Source organism: Bradyrhizobium sp. Ai1a-2, from assembly GCF_000426245.1.
GTDB lineage: Bacteria > Pseudomonadota > Alphaproteobacteria > Rhizobiales > Xanthobacteraceae > Bradyrhizobium.
Genome location: NZ_AUEZ01000086.1, coordinates 1 through 19558, shown reverse-complemented (window position 1 = coordinate 19558; position 19558 = coordinate 1). Strand labels below are relative to the sequence as shown.

General features: G+C 56.9%; 12 protein-coding genes. 7 read left to right on the top strand and 5 right to left on the bottom strand.

All coding sequences use genetic code 11. The features are described 5' to 3' along the window. Positions 1–77: 77 nt before the first annotated feature. Positions 78–1202 carry an ABC transporter substrate-binding protein gene (locus K288_RS0135830; protein ID WP_256378873.1) on the bottom strand — a complete coding sequence of 375 codons (1125 nt, stop codon included), beginning with the start codon at positions 1200–1202 and terminating at the stop codon, positions 78–80. Positions 1203–1918: 716 nt separating this feature from the next. On the opposite strand from K288_RS0135830, the gene K288_RS0135825 reads away from it, so the two are divergent. The 3 genes from K288_RS0135825 (at position 1919) to K288_RS0135815 (ending at position 7378) form a co-directional block, all read left to right on the top strand. Beyond that, on the top strand, positions 1919–3328 hold the full coding sequence (locus K288_RS0135825) for an MFS transporter (protein ID WP_027583865.1): 1410 nt from the start codon (positions 1919–1921) through the stop codon (positions 3326–3328). Between the two features lie 68 nt (positions 3329–3396). Further along, positions 3397–4104, top strand: a complete 708-nt coding sequence (locus K288_RS0135820) for a Sua5/YciO/YrdC/YwlC family protein (protein ID WP_043161582.1) — start codon at positions 3397–3399, stop codon at positions 4102–4104. 712 nt (positions 4105–4816) lie between these two features. Next, a complete protein-coding gene (locus tag K288_RS0135815; protein WP_027583863.1) occupies positions 4817–7378 on the top strand; it encodes an ATP-binding protein in 2562 nt (853 codons plus the stop codon). 191 nt (positions 7379–7569) lie between these two features. On the opposite strand, the gene K288_RS0135810 is transcribed toward K288_RS0135815, so the two are convergent. Next, a complete protein-coding gene (locus tag K288_RS0135810) occupies positions 7570–8367 on the bottom strand; it encodes a crotonase/enoyl-CoA hydratase family protein (protein WP_027583862.1) in 798 nt (265 codons plus the stop codon). A gap of 504 nt (positions 8368–8871) precedes the next feature. Here K288_RS0135810 and K288_RS49880 point away from each other — a divergent pair. Further along, the gene (locus K288_RS49880) at positions 8872–9807 is read left to right on the top strand and encodes a helix-turn-helix domain-containing protein (protein ID WP_027583861.1); all 936 of its coding nucleotides are present in this window, start codon (positions 8872–8874) and stop codon (positions 9805–9807) included. 1828 nt (positions 9808–11635) lie between these two features. Next, positions 11636–13198 (top strand): GMC family oxidoreductase N-terminal domain-containing protein, encoded by a 1563-nt coding sequence (locus K288_RS0135790; protein WP_043161569.1) that lies wholly within the window; start codon positions 11636–11638, stop codon positions 13196–13198. A 169-nt stretch (positions 13199–13367) separates the two neighbouring features. On the opposite strand, the gene K288_RS0135785 is transcribed toward K288_RS0135790, so the two are convergent. The 3 genes from K288_RS0135785 to K288_RS47510 all read right to left on the bottom strand — a co-directional run bounded on the left by K288_RS0135785 (position 13368) and on the right by K288_RS47510 (position 17536). Beyond that, positions 13368–14351, bottom strand: coding sequence for a transporter (locus K288_RS0135785; protein WP_152535827.1), 984 nt, complete (start codon positions 14349–14351; stop codon positions 13368–13370). 48 nt (positions 14352–14399) lie between these two features. Continuing rightward, positions 14400–15620 carry an MFS transporter gene (locus K288_RS47515; RefSeq protein ID WP_160169036.1) on the bottom strand — a complete coding sequence of 407 codons (1221 nt, stop codon included), beginning with the start codon at positions 15618–15620 and terminating at the stop codon, positions 14400–14402. A gap of 446 nt (positions 15621–16066) precedes the next feature. Then, positions 16067–17536 carry a carboxylesterase family protein gene (locus K288_RS47510; RefSeq protein WP_064737386.1) on the bottom strand — a complete coding sequence of 490 codons (1470 nt, stop codon included), beginning with the start codon at positions 17534–17536 and terminating at the stop codon, positions 16067–16069. Between the two features lie 343 nt (positions 17537–17879). Between K288_RS47510 and K288_RS47505 the strand changes: the two genes are divergently transcribed. Both K288_RS47505 and K288_RS47500 read left to right on the top strand, forming a co-directional pair. Next, positions 17880–18791 (top strand): LysR family transcriptional regulator, encoded by a 912-nt coding sequence (locus K288_RS47505; RefSeq protein ID WP_051334915.1) that lies wholly within the window; start codon positions 17880–17882, stop codon positions 18789–18791. A gap of 483 nt (positions 18792–19274) precedes the next feature. Continuing rightward, positions 19275–19558 (top strand): transposase (locus tag K288_RS47500; protein ID WP_160168997.1); only part of this gene is annotated, 284 nt, incomplete at its 3' end.

Genomic DNA, 19558 nt, shown 5'->3' with positions numbered 1-19558 from the left:
GAAGCCCCGTCCGAGAGAGGGAGTGGCCAATGCGACGCTTCCTCAAAGCATATGGTGTTGCGCATCTGAAACTCGTTTTAGCGCCTTGAGCCGCCTTCGCCGGTAAGGACCTCTCCCTGTAGATTCCATGAAGTTCCGTCGAACGTCATCAACTGCATCTGCTCAATGGGAGAGTAGTCATCGGGTGCCGTATTGACCGTTATGCCTGGAAGTAACATGTCCAAGTTGAGGTTTCTCAGGTTGGCCGCCTGTGTTCGAATATTCTCGCGGCTCAGATCGTCTCCGCATTGACGCAAAACCTGAAGGATCGCTTGAGACAGCACGTATCCGAAAACCACATTACTGTTCGACCTGTCGCCCTCAGGGTAATACTTGTCCATGAAGGAAGACCAAGCCTTGACCGCGAGGTCATCCTTCATCGCCGGATCGGACGGGTCCTTCAGGTAGGCCGTCGAGACCAGTCCTTTGGCATTTTCGAGACCCGCCGGCTTCAATACGGATCCGATTGAGGACGCGACGTTTGCGATGAGATGTACAGGCTTCCATCCGAGCTCGGCCAGCTTGCGCAACGACTGTGACGCTGCCTTCGGCGCCACGAGCGTTATGAGAAGGTCCGCCCCGGAGCTCTTCAGACTCACTATCTGAGAATCGACCGTTGGATCGGTGAGTTCGACCGAGGCTGACGCGACGATCATATCTGCACTCTTTCCTAGCCCGTCGCGAATTCCCTTAATCTCATCTTTTCCGAAGTCGTCGTTCTGGTAGAGGATTGCTATCTTCGCGGACGGATAATTCGCAAGGATATAGGACGCGAAGATGCGTCCCTCGCTCCGGTAGTTTGGCTGAAATCCCATCGTCCACGGGTACCGCGCGGGATCATCCCATTTTGAGGCGCCTGAAGCGACGAACAGCTGCGGAATTTTCTTTGCGTTCAAATATTTCTGAATTGCTCCATTCCGTGTGGTTCCCAGTGGATTGAACATGAACAGCACTTCATCACCTTCGACCAACTTTCGCACCTGCTCGGCCGTCTTTGGCGGACTGTTGGCATCGTCATAGGAAATGAACTCGATCTGTCGTCCGTTGATGCCACCCAGATCATTTACCATCCTGAAATAGGCGCTCTCGGTCTTTCCAATCACTCCGTAAGCCGACGCTGGTCCACTATAGGGCATCGTATTTCCGATCTTTATGGTGGTCACCCCCGCCCTCGTCGATGTTTCCGCTGCGCAAATGCAAGGCATGGACATCAAGCACATCGCTGCCGCGGAGAACAATCTCCGCCTATTCACACCGGAGCTGACCTTCCCCTTGATCGACCTTGCCACACCCCATCCTTCCTTCGGAATTGCGTCCGCTCTGACGCCTTCAGAACACTTGGTTCAGACGCCCTTCGGCCCTGTTCAAGTTCAATGAAGATTAACAACGTGCGTCGGAAAAATAATCCCATTCAGCAAATCGAATGATCAGCGGGCCGGATCAATCTCAGACCATGCGACGAACGGCCATCCGGCGTTTCGCAGAGCTTAAGCCGACGCAACACGCATCAGCTGCCGACGGGTTTGCGCTTCTCTGGCGGATCGCCGGTGTCCAAGCGAGAGCATCCTCTTTGCGCATCACTGCGCAGTTGCGTGGTAGCGATTGATCCGCTTTGGATAAGAATTGATTGAATATTTTCTATTGTGAGTCACGCGAACGCGGACCACGATCCGTTGAAATACACCAGGCCGGATGCTCCCAACTTACCTCTGCAGGGCGAACCGATCGAAGCGCAGTGTGACTTTCTCGCTTCGCCGCCGTCGAAACCAAACAACTCCTCGGTCGTGCAGCAGCGCTGAGCTACGCAGATCAGTGCTGATCGGATCGCGCGCTGCTCCGAGGACCACACTACAAACGATATATCGAGGAAACCCCTTTTATGAACGACAATCTTCGGAGTACCGACGCTGGCGCACGTCTTGATAGACTGCCTATGTCTCGTTGGCACTGCAAGCTAACTGCCCTCATCGGGGCGGGGATTTTCATCGATATTTTTGAACTATATTCGGGCAGCAGCGTACTCGCAGCCCTGGTGCAGGATGGCTGGTCGACTGTCGCAATCAACGCAAACTTCCTGGCCGTCACCTTTGTCGGTTTGCTCTTGGGCGCTTGGCTCGCCGGCATCCTGGGCGATCGCTTTGGGCGACGTTTTTGCTACCAATTGAATTTGGCGCTGTTCGGCTTTGCCTCAATTGCGGCCGCCTTCGCGCCAAACATGACGGTCCTCATCATCTTGCGTTTCTTCATTGGCCTCGGTCTCGGTGCGGAGGTGGTGGTCGGCTACGCCACCCTGGCAGAGTTTCTCCCTGCGAACGTTCGTGGCAGGGTCATATCGGCCGTCGCGCTGATCAGCAACTTCTCCTTTTTCATCTCGCTGGTCATTGCATACTACATTATTCCGTCCATTGGCTGGAGATACATGTTCTTGTTGCCGGGCGTCGCTGCCGTTTGCGTTTGGCTGGCGAGAAAGTCGATGCCCGAGTCTCCGCGCTGGCTCGAAGCCAATGGACGCACGGACGAAGCCGAGGCTCTGCTGCGCGACATCGAAGAACAGGTAGCGCAAGGACGGCCACTGCCCTCCTACCGCCCCGAGGCTCCAGTCGCGATGTCTCCAGTCTCTTTCGCAATCCTGTTTTCACCTGGCGTGCTGCGAAATACCCTGGTTGGCATACTTATCAATATTACGGTTGGCTTTAGCCTTTACGGCTTCATGCAGTGGCTGCCAACGATCTTTGTCGAACGGGGAATGACCTTGGGATCATCCCTGCAGGTCAGCATGGTCTTCGCACTCGGCAAGACAACAGGAGCAGTTATTGGAGCACTGATCGCCGATCGATTCGGCAGGAGACCTGTTATCACTCTGTTCTCGAGCTTGTCAGCCTTGATCGGCGCCGGCCTCGTCTTTGCTCAGGGTGCCGCATTTCTGGGGGTCGGCTTCGCGCTCGCTACCTGTCTTGGTGTAGCGAACACTATTGCTTTTACGGTCTATGTCCCCGAGTTGTTTGAAACACGTTATCGCCTTCGCGGCACGGGGTTGTGCGGAGCCGCCGGACGATTGGCCACCTCCGCAGTCCAATATCTCGTCGTGTTCTTGATGGCGTGGGGCGGGCTTGGCGCAATCGCGAGTGCATTGGCTGTGGCACTTCTCATGCAAGCTGTAGTCGTTTGGTTGTTCGGTATCGAGACGATGCGAGAGCCGTTGGAGCGCACGGCTATCGATACTCCACTCAAATCTCAGGATGCTGCATCATCGGCAGAACAGCCGACTCTGACTCCATCTCGTTCCTAGGTTGGATCGAGGAACTATCCTCCTCAATTGGCAACAACTCTCACATCTCACACTGCGAAAGGATGACTATGACACCCACGAGTGATCGCTTCGATGTTCAGGCAGACGCCGACCGTGTTTACGACGTTCTCAGATCCGGCGGCGTTGCCATAGTTCCCTACGACCTGTCTTATGCGATCCAATGTGCGGGTGACGATGCTCTCAGGCGAGTTTATGCCGCGAAGAATCGCTCTTATGACCGCGCAAGTGGCGTGTGCGGATCGTACGTGGTTCACGAGGCCGTCCACGTTATGTCGGAGACGGGACGTCGCATCGTAAGGTCCATTACCCAGGACCACGACCTTCCTCTTTCGGTCGTTGCGCCCTTTCGAGAAGATCATCCGTTCATGAAAGCGCTGACACCTTTCCTGTTTGGAATGGCGACGCGAGACGGCACAGTCAACTTCCTTCTCAATGGAGGCGAGTTACGCGATCGGATCGTCGCGCATGCATGGAGAGACAATTTTCCGTTCGTCGGATCGTCGGCCAACAGATCTTTGGCGGGCACGAAATATCGGGTGGAGGATATCGAACAGGAAGTCCGAGATGCTGCGGACATCATTATCGACTATGGAACCTCACGGTGGGAGCACCCGAACGGTCTCTCCTCCACTCAGATCGACTTTAGGACAATGAAGGTCATCCGCTGGGGACTCGCCTTCGATCGGATTCGAGACATCATTATTGACGAATTCGGGATTGAACTTGAAAGTCGGCCCGCTCATTTGGTCGCTTAGCGACACACCACGAGCGTGCCGGGGGCAGGTCGAGGCGATCGGCCAAACTGTGCGATCGACCACTCTTACAAAGTCAAGCTGCCCTCGCTCCATACCTTCTGTCGGAAAGATTGATCGTCGGAGACCTATCCAATGCCTACTCGCTGACGAAACTCAGCGAGTAGGTCGCGGATCGGCGCGCCTCATTCCCGAGACCTTTCAAACTCGCCCGCTCCGGCTATTCGGAATATTGCAAGGTATTGCCGGACGGCCTCAACCCATATCGTAACTCGCCTTGAACGCGCGAGCGAACTAGCGCCATCCGAATATCCATTTCTTCGAAGCGCGCTTCCGCCCTCATGTGCAGGTTGGATGCGATCATGCACCGCGCGCGCAGTAGACGCCGATTGCGACACGTTGAGCTAACCGGATTTTCCGTTGCAATTGCAACAAACAACGGTGTGTCAGTCATTGGCGCGACAAACATGTCACTACGGTGATGAAACTCGCAACACCGAAATCGTGCCGCAACGACGCCTATGTATTTCCCCTCTCAATTCGAGTGACAGACGAGCAACAGATGACACGAAGACGGTACGCAGCGCGTCTGTTGGCTGGTCGAATGAACTACCAGGATCGCGAAAGCAAGGCGTGCTATGCGCAATGCGCCCCGCGCAGTTCTGGCGCATCGGCGCTTTGGAGCGTACCGCGTCAGGTTTTTGGAAATTGAGCGGTGGCTTTGTTGCAGCGGCTGTTTATGCTGGTGGCGTTTGCACTTCTGCCTGGAACCGCAATCCAGTTGTACAATGAGCTCGACCTCCGTTTCTCCCACCAAATGGAAGTGCAGGAGCTGGCGCTTGGTCTCGCCAAGCTCGCCGCCGCCGAACAGCAGCAAATCATCCAGGGCATTCGTCAGGCATTGATCGCACTCTCAGAGCTTCCCGCGATAAAGGCGAAGGACTCCCGAGGATGCGAGGCTTACCTCTCCAGGATCAAAGAGCGATACCCGGAGTTCATCAGTTTCATCGTGGTTGATACGAATGGAGCTTCTTTCTGCGACTCGAACATCGAGTACAAGCCTGCGACTGCCGCCGGGCGCGGTTACTTCGCCAGTGCCGTGAAAACCGGAAAGTTTACGGTCGGAGAGTTCGCCCACGGACGCGCAACCGGCCGCAACGTCCTTCACTTCGCCCTGCCATTCTACGGCGACGATGACCACATGGGCGGGGTCGTAATAGCCGCTCTCAGCCTCGATTGGCTGGCTCACTATCTCGCTCAAAAGGGTACGCTGCCTGGCGCCGCCCTCGCCATTGTCGACCACCGCGGCACGTACCTCGCACGATATCCCGGTAACGACCAGTTCGTGGGCCGGAACATCCCCGATGACCATTACTTGCATGGGGACCATTCGGGCACGACAACCGTGCACGACATTGACGGCGTAGAGCGGATCGTGGGCCACACTGTTCTGCAAGCAGATTCCGGGGAGATATTTGTCACCTTCGGGATCGACAAGGCGCGGGCCTTCAGCCAGATCCAGCGTCGGACACGCCTGGGTGTCCTCCTGATTGTCACGGGCGCGTCAGTCGTGTTGGCCTTGACATGGTTTGGAGCCCGCCGGTTCATCCAGCAGCCGCTGCGAGAATTGGTTGACGCTGCCAACCAGTGGCGACTTGGCGACTACGCGCGCCGAGCACAAATCCTAGACAAAGGATCAGAGATTACCCGGGTCGCAGACGCATTCAACGCGATGGCCGATGCGCTCGCCAATCGCGAGCAGGAGCTGCACGATGCGAAAGAGAGAGCCGAGCAGGCAGCAGCTCTGATCACGACGATATTCGAGAGCACGACCGACTGCGTTCTCATCGTCGATACCGAATGGTGCATCACTTATCTGAATGAGCGGGCAAAGGCGCAGCTGTCTGTCGGAGACGACCTCATTGGAATGAACCTGTGGGAGACCTTTCCGGATTGGCTCGACGCGGACCTCTCGGCCCGAGCGCATGCGGCGATGTCGAAAAAGAGCTTCGCATCCATAGAAATGTTCTTCCAAGATCTCTGGTACGCGGTCAATGTATTCCTCTCCGGCGAAGGCATCGTCATTTTGTTTCGAGACATCACCGAACACAAGCATGCCATCGAGGCCCGCCGTCTGATGGAAGAACAACTTCATCAGAGCCAAAAAATGGAGGCTGTCGGCCAGCTCACGGGAGGTATTGCCCACGACTTCAACAATTTGCTTATGGTGATTTCCGGCAATCTCGAACTTATAGAGAGCCGTACGACGGATGACGAAAGCGTTCGGGGACTCGCAATAGTAGCGCGGAAGGCCGCCGATCGGGGGGCAAGCCTGACCGCGCAGCTCCTCGCCTTTTCCCGACGACAGAGGCTGAACCCGAAGACCATTCGTGTAAACGCTCTCATTCGGGACTTTCAGGGACTGATCCTTCGCGCACTCGGCGACGGGTGCAAGGTCAACCTCGTCGCGGATGATCAGCTGTGGCTATGCCATGTTGACCCGGCGCAGATGGAGACAGCGCTCCTCAACTTGGCCCTGAACGCGCGCGATGCCATGCCGGACGGCGGGCGGCTGGACATCGAGGCACGAAATGTAACCCTCGACGAAGACGCCGTAGCCAGCATCGCGGCCGGATCATACGTCAAACTCTCCGTCACCGACACAGGTTGCGGCATGCCGCAAGAGACGTTGGAGCGGGTGTTCGAACCGTTTTTCACCACGAAAGAAGTCGGCAAGGGAACTGGGCTCGGCCTCAGCATGGTTTATGGATTCGTCCGGCAATCCGGCGGCCACGTCACCATCGAAAGCACTGTAGGAGTGGGAACCACGGTCAGTCTCTATCTGCCAAGATCCACTCAAGCGCCGAATGTGGGACCGGATACTGATCAACCGCAGGAAGCAGCAGCAGGGTCCGGCAGAATCCTCATGGTCGAAGATGATCACGATGTCATGGATGCCACGTCAGCAATACTGAGAGGGCTCGGCTATCAAGTTCTCTGCGCCCAGAGCGGTGCCGACGCCATCCGGATCCTTAGGGACGACAAGAGGTTCGATCTGCTGTTCAGCGATATCAAGATGCCGGGAGGCATCAGCGGCGTTGAACTTGCCCGCGAAGCGACGCTGCTCTGCGGCGGTATCAAGATTCTGCTCGCGTCAGGCAACGCGGCAGACGCGTTGGCGCGGCACGGGGCAGAAGGCGAGTTTCCCGTCATCGGCAAACCATTCCGGCGCGCGGAGCTGGCTCAACATCTTCGACTGGTTTTGGGCGCTGCCTGACTTCATCCCCGTCTGGGCTGTCCTCAGCGGAAAATACCATGCCTCCGGTCTTCTATCAGATCGAGCGCAGCCTTCGGCAGGGCATTCCATGGACCACCGTGGTCTTAGGGCTTACGCAGATCTGACTTCGGCGTGTTCTCCCCGTAACATTGGCCGCCATTGTGCCACTCTTTGAGCGTCCCACCCTTCATTTACGTATGATGTGACACTTTCGGTGCCTGCTTGTTGAGAAACGCGCGAAGCCTCTGCCTCGTCTCATCCTGCGCTGTGGTTGCCGTGAACATCAGGCTCTCAAGCAGCGAGCCTGCTTCCGGGTCGACACGCGCGATGAGTGGTAGCGCCCTTATGATCGCGAAGTTCGTCACCGGTAGATTGGTGGCTGCAAGCTTTGCGAGTTCCAGCCCTTTGGTCAGCCCTGCGCCAGGCTCGACAACGTACTGCGACAAGCCGATCGCTTCGCCTAACTCAGCTCCGTATGTGCGCCCGGTCAAGATCATGTCCGTCATTCTCGGTACACCGATTAGTCGCGGTATCCTTACTGATCCTGCCCCGCCAACAAAGATGCCGCGCATACCTTCTGGCAACGCATAATACGTTCCGCGTTCGGCTACTCGGATATGCGCTGCGGCTGCCAGCTCTAGTCCTCCGCCTACGACCGCACCATGAAGCACAGCGATAACCGGCACACGACTATGTTCTATCCGATCAAAGGCGCGATGATATTCCTGAGAGCCGAAGAGCGTAGAGGAGTCGGCGATTTCGGCAATCATGCCTAGATCGGCGCCGGCGCAAAAATGATCTCCGTTACCGCGAATAATCACAGCGTGGATTGCAGACGGCAAATCGCTGAAGAAGCGATCTATACCACGAATTGTCTCAGCGTCCAGCGCGTTTCGCTTTTCCGGCCGCGACAGGCAAAGCACCGCAACGTTGTCGTGCAAGTCGACTGATAAGGAGCGTGGAAGATCGAACTGTGGTGGTTGGGTCATCTGACGGATATCCTTCTATGGATGGCTCGATTCACGAATGACGGGTGTGCCTTAATGCTCGCGCTATACCTCGCTATCGAGCAAGACGTCACTCGGCCTGCAATAGGCGGCCACGGCCGCGATAGTCGACAAGAAGATCCTCACGCCCTCGATCATCCTCCCGCCGATGCTGATGTTCATAAACGTATACATTGGTGCTTACGGTGCAATTGAGGATAGCTTCACAAGCCGGCGTCGGTTCGCGCACCATTTTGTGTTTCGATCCCGGCGCCCGCACCTTCTGATCCAAGTCGCACCGGCGAGCTCGGCACTCCGCCGCGCGGCCATGCCCGGTCGCTTGAACCTTTCGCCACATCGATGTCGTTACGATAGTAATCGACCTACTCCGTTACGCTCTTAGTCGACACTTGGTGCTACGATCGTAGTCGAGCACAGCTTGATATACCAGAATATCCATCTAACGTTGCGAGCGGTTATCCGTCAGTCTTGACCGCGCTCCCACCAATGACAAACCTCATCCGCGCCAGCCCAGACTCGCTCCGTCGCCTGGCAGAAGCCGCGATCGAACAGGCCAAGAGAGCCTTTCCGAACGTATCCGTTGAGCTAAAGAGCGATCAAATTCGTCGTTCGCTTTTTTCCCGACAAGTTGAAAAGTACGCCATCTCGCATCTCTGGACTCCAGAGACGACGGTCGAAGCGTCTGGGCCGAGAGCAACGCAGGCCGGCCTTGGCGGCTGCCTGAAACTCATTTGGCAATTCAAGGGGACATTGCGGTACGAGGATGCACATCGATCATTCATATTGCGCCCTGGTGAGGCGCTCATCACGGCGATGGCCTGTACCTATTACCTGGAGATGAGCTACGACTACGAAGGTCTTGTTCTGATCTTCGATCCAGCATCGAACCGCTCGTGGCAAGACACGGTGTATAAGGAGATGGGAAAACCGCTCACTACCAGCGGACCTCTTGCCGCGGCGGCCGCCGGGACGGCAGCTCTCCTACAACATCGTTCAAGTTCTCCATCCGATGAGCTTGCTCTTGAATCCATGGTTGACATCGCGCTGCGTTCGCTTGGTGCTCAAGACGTATCCTCCATGACTGCGCGACCTCTTCCAGCAATCCTTCTTCGGGCACGTCTACTGATCCTGCAACACATTTCCGACCAAGACTACGACCCCGATCGGCTTGCGCGCGATCTCGGCTTGTCGAGGCGTTCGCTGTATAACGCGTTCGACCAGATTGGTCTCACACCAGGACATCTCATCAGGAATGAACGTCTGGAGCGCGCACACCGCGAACTTTTGGGCAACCCGAACCTCAGCATCACCGCGATCGCGCTCAGAAACGGCTTCTCCGACAGCTCCGGCTTCAGCCATACATTCAGAGCGAACTACGGCATCTCGCCCCGAGATCTTCGCAACCTAAGGAAGTTGCCGTGACGGTCGGTATTGCTGCTGCTTTCAAGTCGTCCTAGGCGCCCTTCCTAAATGCACTGAGCGTCAAACTCTTGCATTTCCTAACAAGAGCACTCGGCCCGAGTTCGTCTAAACGGAACGGGTCGATGCAACTCCCCTGTGCCCGACGCACACGATGGGTTGCAACCTCCGACGACAGCACAAACCAGTCGCGAGCTAGCGGGAGCCGGCCCCAATGATCGAAACCGCCTTCAACGCCAACCACAACGCGCCAGCCACGCTACGGCGCAGAAATGGATGCAATCCTGCGACAGGGCGCGTTCGAACAAGAGCGCCGGGGCGCGTTCCGGAACTTCACTAGAAGAATGCGGAAGCGAGGTTTAAAACCCCTACAACACTCCTTGTTCGCGGCTTCTCCGCGACTGACGGCAAGCAGCCCTAGCGAGATCCTTCTCGTTGATAACGATGCCTCTCTGGAGCAACAGCTCTTACGCTTTCTGTCTTCTCGCGACTGTCGAGCCGAAGCAGTTCGGTTTTCCGAGGAACTGCTGGCAGTGGTCGAGCACAGCCACTGGAGTCTAATCCTTCTCGATATCGAGTTCGCGAAAGGGGACCGCTTCGATCGGCTACGACGACTTAGAGCGGTCTCTGATATTCCGGTTCTGGTAACAAGCCGGCGACTGATGCCCATCGATCGTATAGTCGCATTGGAGCTTGGCGCAGACGTCTGCATTAACAAGCCTCTCGATCCGCACGAATTCTGGGCACAAGCGCGCGCCATAGAAAGGCGTCAGAAATTGGGGCGCTATCGTCTCCATAGACGGCCAGAGCAAGGCACATACAAGTTTGATGGCTGGACGCTAACGCTTTCAGACCGCGCTCTAGTCGATTCAGCTGGATCCTGCTCCTCGCTCAGCAGACCGACCTGCGCCCTGTTGCTTGCATTTATTGATTCCCCTCGCAGACCTCTGTCACGCGAATTCTTGTTAAGGGCTATTCAATCACGCGAAGATGTCTGCGATCGGAGTATCGATGCTCTGGTTCTTCGGCTCCGGCGCTTACTTCAGCACGGCGATGCAACCAAGCCTCTCATCAGAACCGCGCGGGGCGTCGGATATGTGTTCGACGCCGTCGTCGAACGACTTCACTAAGATGTTTGGCCCGGGCGCTATTGCTACTTGATGTTAAGCCGACGATCCGCGTTACAGATGGAACGTCTCCCGTGATAAATGACGACGTTGACCCTCCACCTGCATTGACGCCGCGGAGAATTTCTCTCCGCCTCGAAAAGATGTCGACGATCTCATCGCGCCAGAACGCTGCGATAGATTTTGAATGTCTAGAAGGAAGCGAATGCTCGCTACCGAGGACAATGGAGGCACGCAACGGCTCCCGCAAAATGATGTTACCACCCTAACGAAGACGCCTGTCATGTGTCGACGCATGATTTTCGCGAACGTGTTGCGAAGTCATATTCAGGTTGCGTCCGACGCACTAATCTCGATATCGGACACGGTACTGTAACGTGCGAGATCTCTACATACCGATGAATGCGCCGTAGTCAGTTTCGCTTGTCAGGACGGTGACAGTGACGATGCGTGCACCCTAGTGGACCACGGCAAACGATACAGCCAGCACCCAGCACATGAATGTCTCTCGAGCTTGTCTCGCCATTGTCTTGAACACATCTGCCGCACGATCGTTCTGATAGATTTCCGTGCGCCCGCATTCTCCAAAATGCACCACTAATCAAAATCATGCACACTTCAACAAGCGTCGGTCGCAGGCGATCCTCCAAATGGTTCAGTTCTCCTTCCAGCGTTGCTAGTAGCAAATAACTAAGGATGCAAACATGAAAAAGGATTTCGACTACATCATCATCGGTGCCGGCTCTGCGGGCTGCGTGCTAGCCGCCCGATTGACGGAAGACCCAAATGTCACGGTGGCTCTGGTCGAAGCCGGAGACCGTGACAACGCGATGGAGATCGACGTCCCGCTGTTGTTCCCGGCTCTCTTCAAGACGCAGTTCGATTGGGACTTTATCAGCGAACCCGAGCCTGCGCTGAAACAGCGACGGATCTATCTTCCGCGTGGAAAGACGCTAGGGGGCTCATCGTCGACAAATGCGATGGTCTATATTCGGGGCAATCCAAAAGACTTTGATGATTGGGCTAAGGAAGGGGCGACTGGTTGGTCCTATAAGGAATTGCTACCGTACTTCATCAAGTCGGAAGCAAATGAATCCAAGCGTGGCGGGTTTCATGGAGCGGATGGCCCGCTCCGTGTCAGCGACAGCCGCTCAATGCATCCTTTGGTTGATCGTTTTCTCCAGGCCGCGGAGGAAAGTGGCCATGCTCGAAATGACGACTTCAACGGACCTAGCCAGTTCGGCATAGGCCGCTATCAGGTGACGCAGCATAACGGCGAACGCTGGAGCGCCGCGCGCGGCTACCTAAGGCCCGCCCTAGCTCGCTCCAATCTGCTAGTCCTGACCAACGCGCTGGTGCAACGGATAGAGTTCGACGGCCGGCGCGCCCGCCGGGTGGTTACTCGTCACCACGACGAAGAGCTGATACTGCGAGCTGAGCGAGAGATCATCCTCTCGGCCGGCGCTTATGGCTCGCCACAGATCTTGATGCTTTCCGGTATAGGTCGGGCTGATCAGCTAAAACCTTTGGCTATCTGTCCGATCGTCGATCTGCCGGTTGGTGACGATCTTCAGGATCATCCATTCGTGTTGCTGAACTACCTGACCGATCAGGAGACGTTGATTGCAGCGACAAGCGAGGAGAGCCGTCGGCTGTTTGAGGAGGAGCGGCGCGGTCCTTTAACCTCCAATGTCGCCGAAGGTGGCGGATTCATCGCGACATCACCACGTTTGGTCGCGCCGGACATTCAGATCACGATGGGCGCCGTGATGTTTGTCGAGGAGGCATTGACCACACCTTACGATCATGGCTTTGGTCTGGGCCCCACACTAGTGAAGCCGACCAGCCGAGGCAAAGTCGTGCTTCGGTCGGCGCGACCTGATGCCAAACCCCGGATATTCTGCAATCTGCTGACGACGCCGGAGGATAGATCCTCGATGATTGCCGGCGTCAGGGCTTGCCTGGAAATCGCCAAACAATCGAGCCTGAAAGCCGTCCAGCGTCAAACCCAGCATGCGCCGCGCTCGGCGAGTGATCATGACATTTGGTCCTACATTCAGCAGCAGGTCCAAGTCTTCTATCATCCGACCAGCACGTGCGGCATCGGGAAGGTGGTCGATTCCGGATTGAACGTTCTAGGTGTCGAAGGCTTGCGCGTGGTCGACGCGTCGGTCATGCCGACGATAGTCAGAGGTAACACGAACGCAACCACTATTGCGATCGCTGAAAGGGCCTCCGATCTCATTGCCGGCCGACCGGTACGCTGAACACCGATCAACTCAAACCGCTTGAGCTTTGCCGCCGGCAGTACTGGGTAGCGGATGCCTCTGCGCTCGCGGCCCTACAGCGGCAAAGGGCAGAATACCGGCGGCGAGTCGGCCTGCAGTTGGTGAAGACGCCTGCAGGCTCTAGATCCGATGTAGCGGCGCATCACCTCTATTTGTAGGTCAGCTTCCGTGGAGCCGCTTGAGCTTTTCCATCGTCTGGTGCCCACAGGCGAAAGCTCATGCTGGCAAACACGCTAAATCCCTTGGTCACGGTGGTTTTTCCCTGAATGGGATAGCTGCCCGAGGAGTCGGCGTGGAGATCGTTGAGGGCCCAGATGTTCACCGCAACGGGTCCGAAGTCGTAGCCTACCAAGGCACCGGCGGCCCAAACGTTGTAGCGATTCACATTGATCGCGTTGTGATAGAACGCGCTGGAGCGATCGTCACTAACCTGACCGCAGTAGTAGCCGACCGGACCAATGGTCCACTTGCCGATCCGTTTGGTAGCGACAAACTCGGCATGGAATATGTTGCCGCTCGTGTAGCCGGTAACAGTGTTCCGGGTATTCATCTCCAAATATAGCGCTGAGGTCAGATTCCAGCCATCCTTCAAGTAGGAGACGAAAAAGCTCGGCACGAACGTCCACCATGGGTGACCGGCGTTGCTGAGCCCCGTCGGTCCCGAGATCGTTCCGTTGGGAGCATAGATTCCAAATCCCGATTTGACGAATAATCCGGTGTCGCCCAGCTTCCAGCTGAGTTCTGCGGGAATGATCAGCGTGTTGTGCAAACCGAAATAGTTGGAATTGACGGGAGACCCAACTCCGAGTGTCGAGACCGGCTGCACGATCACCGCGTCGTAGTTCGCGCCAAGAAACGACCAGCCCGGCACGAAGAGAATGCCCGTGCTCGACGAGTTGAGCCGGACCGGAACGGAATCGCCTGGCGGCCTTCCGGGGCCCGTGATTGTCGCCTGGTATGTATAGAACTGTTCAAACATGTAGATTCCCGGCGGTGGCACGGCCGCGCTGATGCCTCCCAGTACAATTCCGGGTTTCTGATCGACGCCCGGCGAGCCAAACTCATATGCGGCAGCAGGCTGCGTTGCCCCCACGATCACGACCCACGCGGCTATCCCTTTGCGAATTCCCACTATTGTTGCCTCCCTGTTAAAACACCCCCTCGTCAGTCGGCCTGCACCTCAATCTCCAATCCCGCGAGAGCTGGCCGAGTTGGCGAGAACAGGCAGCACCGTGCTCGCCAGAAGAGCGGGCACGATAGCTGCAAGCGCAATCGACTGAGGTGACCATTGGAGCGAGAATAGAAGCCCGGCCGCAGCCGGCCCCACAATCGAACCAATCCGCCCGGCTGCAGCGGACAAACCGACACCACTCGTCCTCGATGATTCCGGATACAACGCCACCGCGAGCGCCGACTGAGCGACGCTACAGGTAATCAAACCAGCTCCTGCGCCTGCGATGGCGAACCAAATGACGGACGGGATCGCTGCGTGGAGCGCAATACCGAGCAGACAAAGCGTTGCCAGCAAGGAGGCGAGCAGCACAATCCTACTGATTGTGAACCTGCTCGCGAGCGCTATCACCAAGAGGTTGGCGATCAATCCGCCCGAACTGAAGAACGCTCCCCCGAACTGGCTCTGCTCGAACGAATATCCAAACCCCATCAGCAAGGGCGGAAGCCAGAATATAAGCGCATAGACATCCGCGAAGATCAGAAACGAAAAGATCCAGAGGCATAGGGTGCCGCGTTTGAATGGGGGTGAAAGAAGACAACGAATCAATTCGAAATATGCCTGAGACGAGCCGGCGGGGTCAGACTCGCGAGCCGGCGGCAACCATCGCATTAGGCACGGCACCAGAATCAGCGGAGCCACCCCACCGACATAGAACAATGACTGCCAACCGTGATTTTTCGTGAGAAGGCCGCCGAGGACACCGCCGACAAGGCCGCCCGCCGCCAATCCAGTGCCGACGAGAATCGTGGCGACCTGTCGCAATGTTCGAGGGGATTCAGAAACCACGATCGAGACGGCACAGGGCAACGCTGCACCAAGAGCAATCGCCGTAACAAAACGTAGGACCGCCAGCATGGCGATGGAGCCTGCATGAGGGGTCAAGATCGTTAATGATCCAAACGCCAACACGCTCGCGACCAAAGTGCGCCTGGCGTTCCATCTGCTCACAAGGTAGCCGGCCGCGAGATATCCCACGACCGCGCCAATGCTCGTCATCACGAACGGCATGGTCATGGAAGCCACCGGGACACCCAGACTCAGTGCGATGGCCGGCCCGGTAATCCCAATGGAGGCCGTGTCGATGCCATCAAACAGGATCGCGCTGAAGCACAACGTTCCTGTTTTGATCAGGGACGTTTGGAAAGCGCCGGAGTTCACTTGATCCACCTTGGTGATCTCGCGCCTTGTAGGCTGGCGTCGATGCGCGTCTCGCTCCTCGGCTCGGCTCTCCGCTCGTTTCCCCATGATGTATCGGCCCGCGCTTCTCACGAATTTGTCTTCGGGATGACAGATTGAAGAACTTTGTTGCGTACTGTCGAGACATCATGGATGGAACGATCTGTTTCGAATCCGGCACCGTCGACATGGATAGATTCGCTCATCCGATGATGCGAAAGCGCGCAACGAATGCCTTTCGCTGTCGCACGCAAGTCATGACATGGCGTACAGGATGAACGATCGTCGGATCGCATCGCTTGCCACCGAGGGCGCCAGTCGGCGCAAGCATTACGACGCATTCTCGAGTTTACGAGTGCGCTTGACTCGCGATGTCGACACCGAGTCGCGACGGTTGTCGGCCGATCCAGGCCGACCGCCGTGTATTCGATGGGGCGCTACTGGGCCGCTGGGGGCCGGCTGAACGTCTCGAACAGTTCGCCTATTCGCATGCATGTAGCTGCTTCCGGCGTGAATGCCGGCCAGGTAGGAAGCTCGGCGGCGTTAGGATTGCCTACGTTCACAAACTGCAGCCAGGCTGTCCTCATCCGCGAACCGATCTTCGCGGCCTCATGAAGATCCGCGTTCTCAATCATGGGCGCGTTGCGAAAAGCGTCCCACGTCCCGAACAGGAATGGCAATTCGATACAATGGCAGGCGCCAAGACGGGATTTTGGCGACTTCCAATCGAACGCGTATACAAATGCCTGCCGGCCGGCACGAGCGGCCTCACTCGCCCATCGCAAGGTGGGCTCCACGAAAACCAATTCCGATAAATAGTCGCTCAACAAATCCGCAGCGCTGGCGCCTGGGCGTCTGGATGCTAGTCGCTTCAAGTCGGCCTCCGGTACGGGCGCTCGCTCGAGAGCCTGCACCTGCGGATCGAACGCCAAGAAGCTGGCAAACTCCTCCCGCGTCCAGCCGGTTAGGACGTCTTTCTGCCTGGCCGCTCTACTAAATGCTTTAGCACCTTCGCTTGGCAGCGTCGTTCCGTCCGCCACCGGCCTGAATGCGAGGTATTGATCTCCCGGCTTCAGTCCAAGCATCTGCGCACGCTTGATCGTGACGCCCAACTGCGCAGATACGATTTTGTCGGCGGCAACAGCCCGGAGCTGCTCCCTCGGCTCTCGCGGATCAATCCCAAGCTCTTGACATAGTACTTCCGCGTTTACAGTCGCTTCCTCCGCGGAGAGCAAATCAAGACCAAGGGGTCCGCTTTGCATGATGCAGCGATGGAATAGGTCATTCGTTCCGCTCATCGTCAGAAGATGCGCGATGGAAGACGAACCAGCCGATTGCCCGCAAAGCGTGACCGACTGGGGATCTCCGCCGAAACGATCGATGTTATCTCGCACCCATTCTAGGGCCGCCTTTTGGTCAAGGATCGCCATGTTTCCATTGGCCACGTTAGGATGATACAGAAAGCCCAGCGCGCCCAGCCTGTAGTTGACTCCAACGACGACAACGTCGCCTTCTCTGGAAAGAACTTCCCCGGAATACCAGTCGAGCGCTCCACCGCCACTCATGTATGCGCCGCCGTGGAGCCAGACGAGCACGGGCTTTCGCGCACGTCCTCCCTCTGGAGACCACACCGTCAGGGTCAGGCAATCTTCGTCCTGGCGGGCATCAAAGTCTCCCATCACGGCACGCAAGCGCGAGGGGGATTGCGGCGCGACGGCTCCCGGCGACACACAATCGATTATGCCTTCTCGTTTCGGCGGGGGCGACGGCGGGGCAAACCGAAGGGCGCCAACTGGCGCAGCTGCATAGGGGATGGCAAAGTAGGTCGACACCTGATTGGCTCGTCGACCACGAAGAGTCCCCTGATTGAGCTCAACCAGCGGCTCGGACTTCCTTTGTTGTCCCATTCAAGCTCTACCTTCCCTTTGACTTCATCCGCGCAACAGCTGTGCTGCTCGCACAACAATTCAACTTGCCTTGGCAGAGGTGGTCGAGGCACAAAGGATGGAACGTTCAGTTCCGAAAATGGGACGATCCATGAAAAACATGGCGCTGAGGCGGTGAAGTGGGCGCCGGGACAAGCTCAATGGTCACGCAAGGCGACGGGGAAGCAGATCGATGAGCAGCTGCGAACTTGCACGCGACGTAATTGTCAGCGCTAAATGGCAACCTGGACGCATCCAGCAGGCTTCCTGCCAGGAATTGCAAGGAGCGATTTGATCTTAGCCATGCCTGAGCCGAGGTGACCGAATGGGAACTGTAGACGATCTTACCTTGCTGGTCGAGATCATTGAGGCGGGCAGCTTGTCTGCTGCTAGCCGCAAGACCGGGATTGCGAAATCCAGCCTGAGTCGTCGAATTGGAGATCTTGAGACCCAGCTCGGAGTTTACCTTTTCTACCGTGGACCCCGAAACTTCTCCGTGACGGAAATCGGGCTCTCAATTTTCGAGAGGGGTCAGAAAATCAAAGACGAGCTGGAGGCCATAAAGGCCTTGGCCGAAGACAGCTCGAAGCGTCCCACCGGTGCGTTGCGCATCTCTTGTCCGGCAGTTTTGACCGAAAGGATAGTTGCAGAGTTCGCTATAAACTTCTCCACCGCGCACCCCGACGTTCGCATTACACTCGACAGCTCCATCGGCACAGTTGACCCCTCGATCGGTCACTACGATTTAGCGATTCATCCGGCCCGTGGCGACACAATGGCGGACTCCGAGTTGGTTCGTCAAAAGCTCGTTTCTTTGCCTTATGGGCTTGTCGCTTCCGCCGAGCTGACGCGATCGCTCGGAAAGATCGCGATGCCGCTCGACTTGGAGAATCAGTTCGGGATTGGCTGGGCTGCCGACGGATTTCTCTCTCGATGGAAGCTCACTGATCGTGTTGACAAGACGGCCGAGCTAAATGTCAACTTGCGATTTAGCGCCAACAATTTGAATGTCATCAAACAAGCGGCCCTGAACGGCCTCGGTTTGGCGCGCTTACCGCTCATCATGTGTGAGACTGATCTTCTAGAGGGCCGTCTGGTTCTTCCGCTGCCGGACTGGTCTCCTCCATCTATTACAATCTATGCCCTTTATCCTTCCCGCCGATCGCTAACTCTTGCCGGGCGCCTGTTCATCGCCGGCCTCGCTCGCCATCTGCAGGAACACCTGCCATCCGCCTGACGAATCGGAAGCAGACAATTTCGCAGGATCGCACCAGCCGTCTGTTACGACTTCAAATTGGCCGAAGAGGCACGGCTAGAACTTGCGAATGGCGGATCAGCAATCCGCGGCCTTACCGCTTGGCAAATCTCCAATTGCGAATGGGCGGACGTCATACGCCCCGGCGCTACTTGGGCTTAGCGCCGGGGCGACGCTCGTCCGCCGATCACGCGTGGGGCTAGATCAACGAGAATAGCGCGGCCAAAAGAGAGCACACCAGCCGACCCGATGGCACTGCACGTTGTGATGACGTTTCGTTCACAGGAACGACAGTTGTCGGTGAATGAGGCACCAGAGCGCGATGACTTTTCTTCGAATCGTCATCGCGCTCTAGCTTTTTGTCTGAGCATGGTCTTTTCGGAAAACCGGTCCCCACTTTTGCAGATCATGCTCTAGGAGCCTGTCCGAGTAGTCCCTGTTCAATTGGGTGGGAGTCTGATTTTATTGGCGGCGATGAGCAAGTATTTTCGCCTCTGGAAGATTGATCAGCCGCAGCTTCTGCCGCCCAGCGTGCAGGATTTCGTACCGAGGGACCACTTGTCACGGTTCATCGTGGAACTGGTGCGGGAGAGCCTCGACCTCACCGAGATTATCAGCAGCTACACGAGTGCACTCGGCCAGCCGCCGTTCGATCCGCGCCTGATGGTGGCGCTGCTGCTCAACGGCTATGCGAGCGGCATCTACTCCTCCCGGCGCATCGCCAAGGCGTGCATCGAGCGCGCCGACTT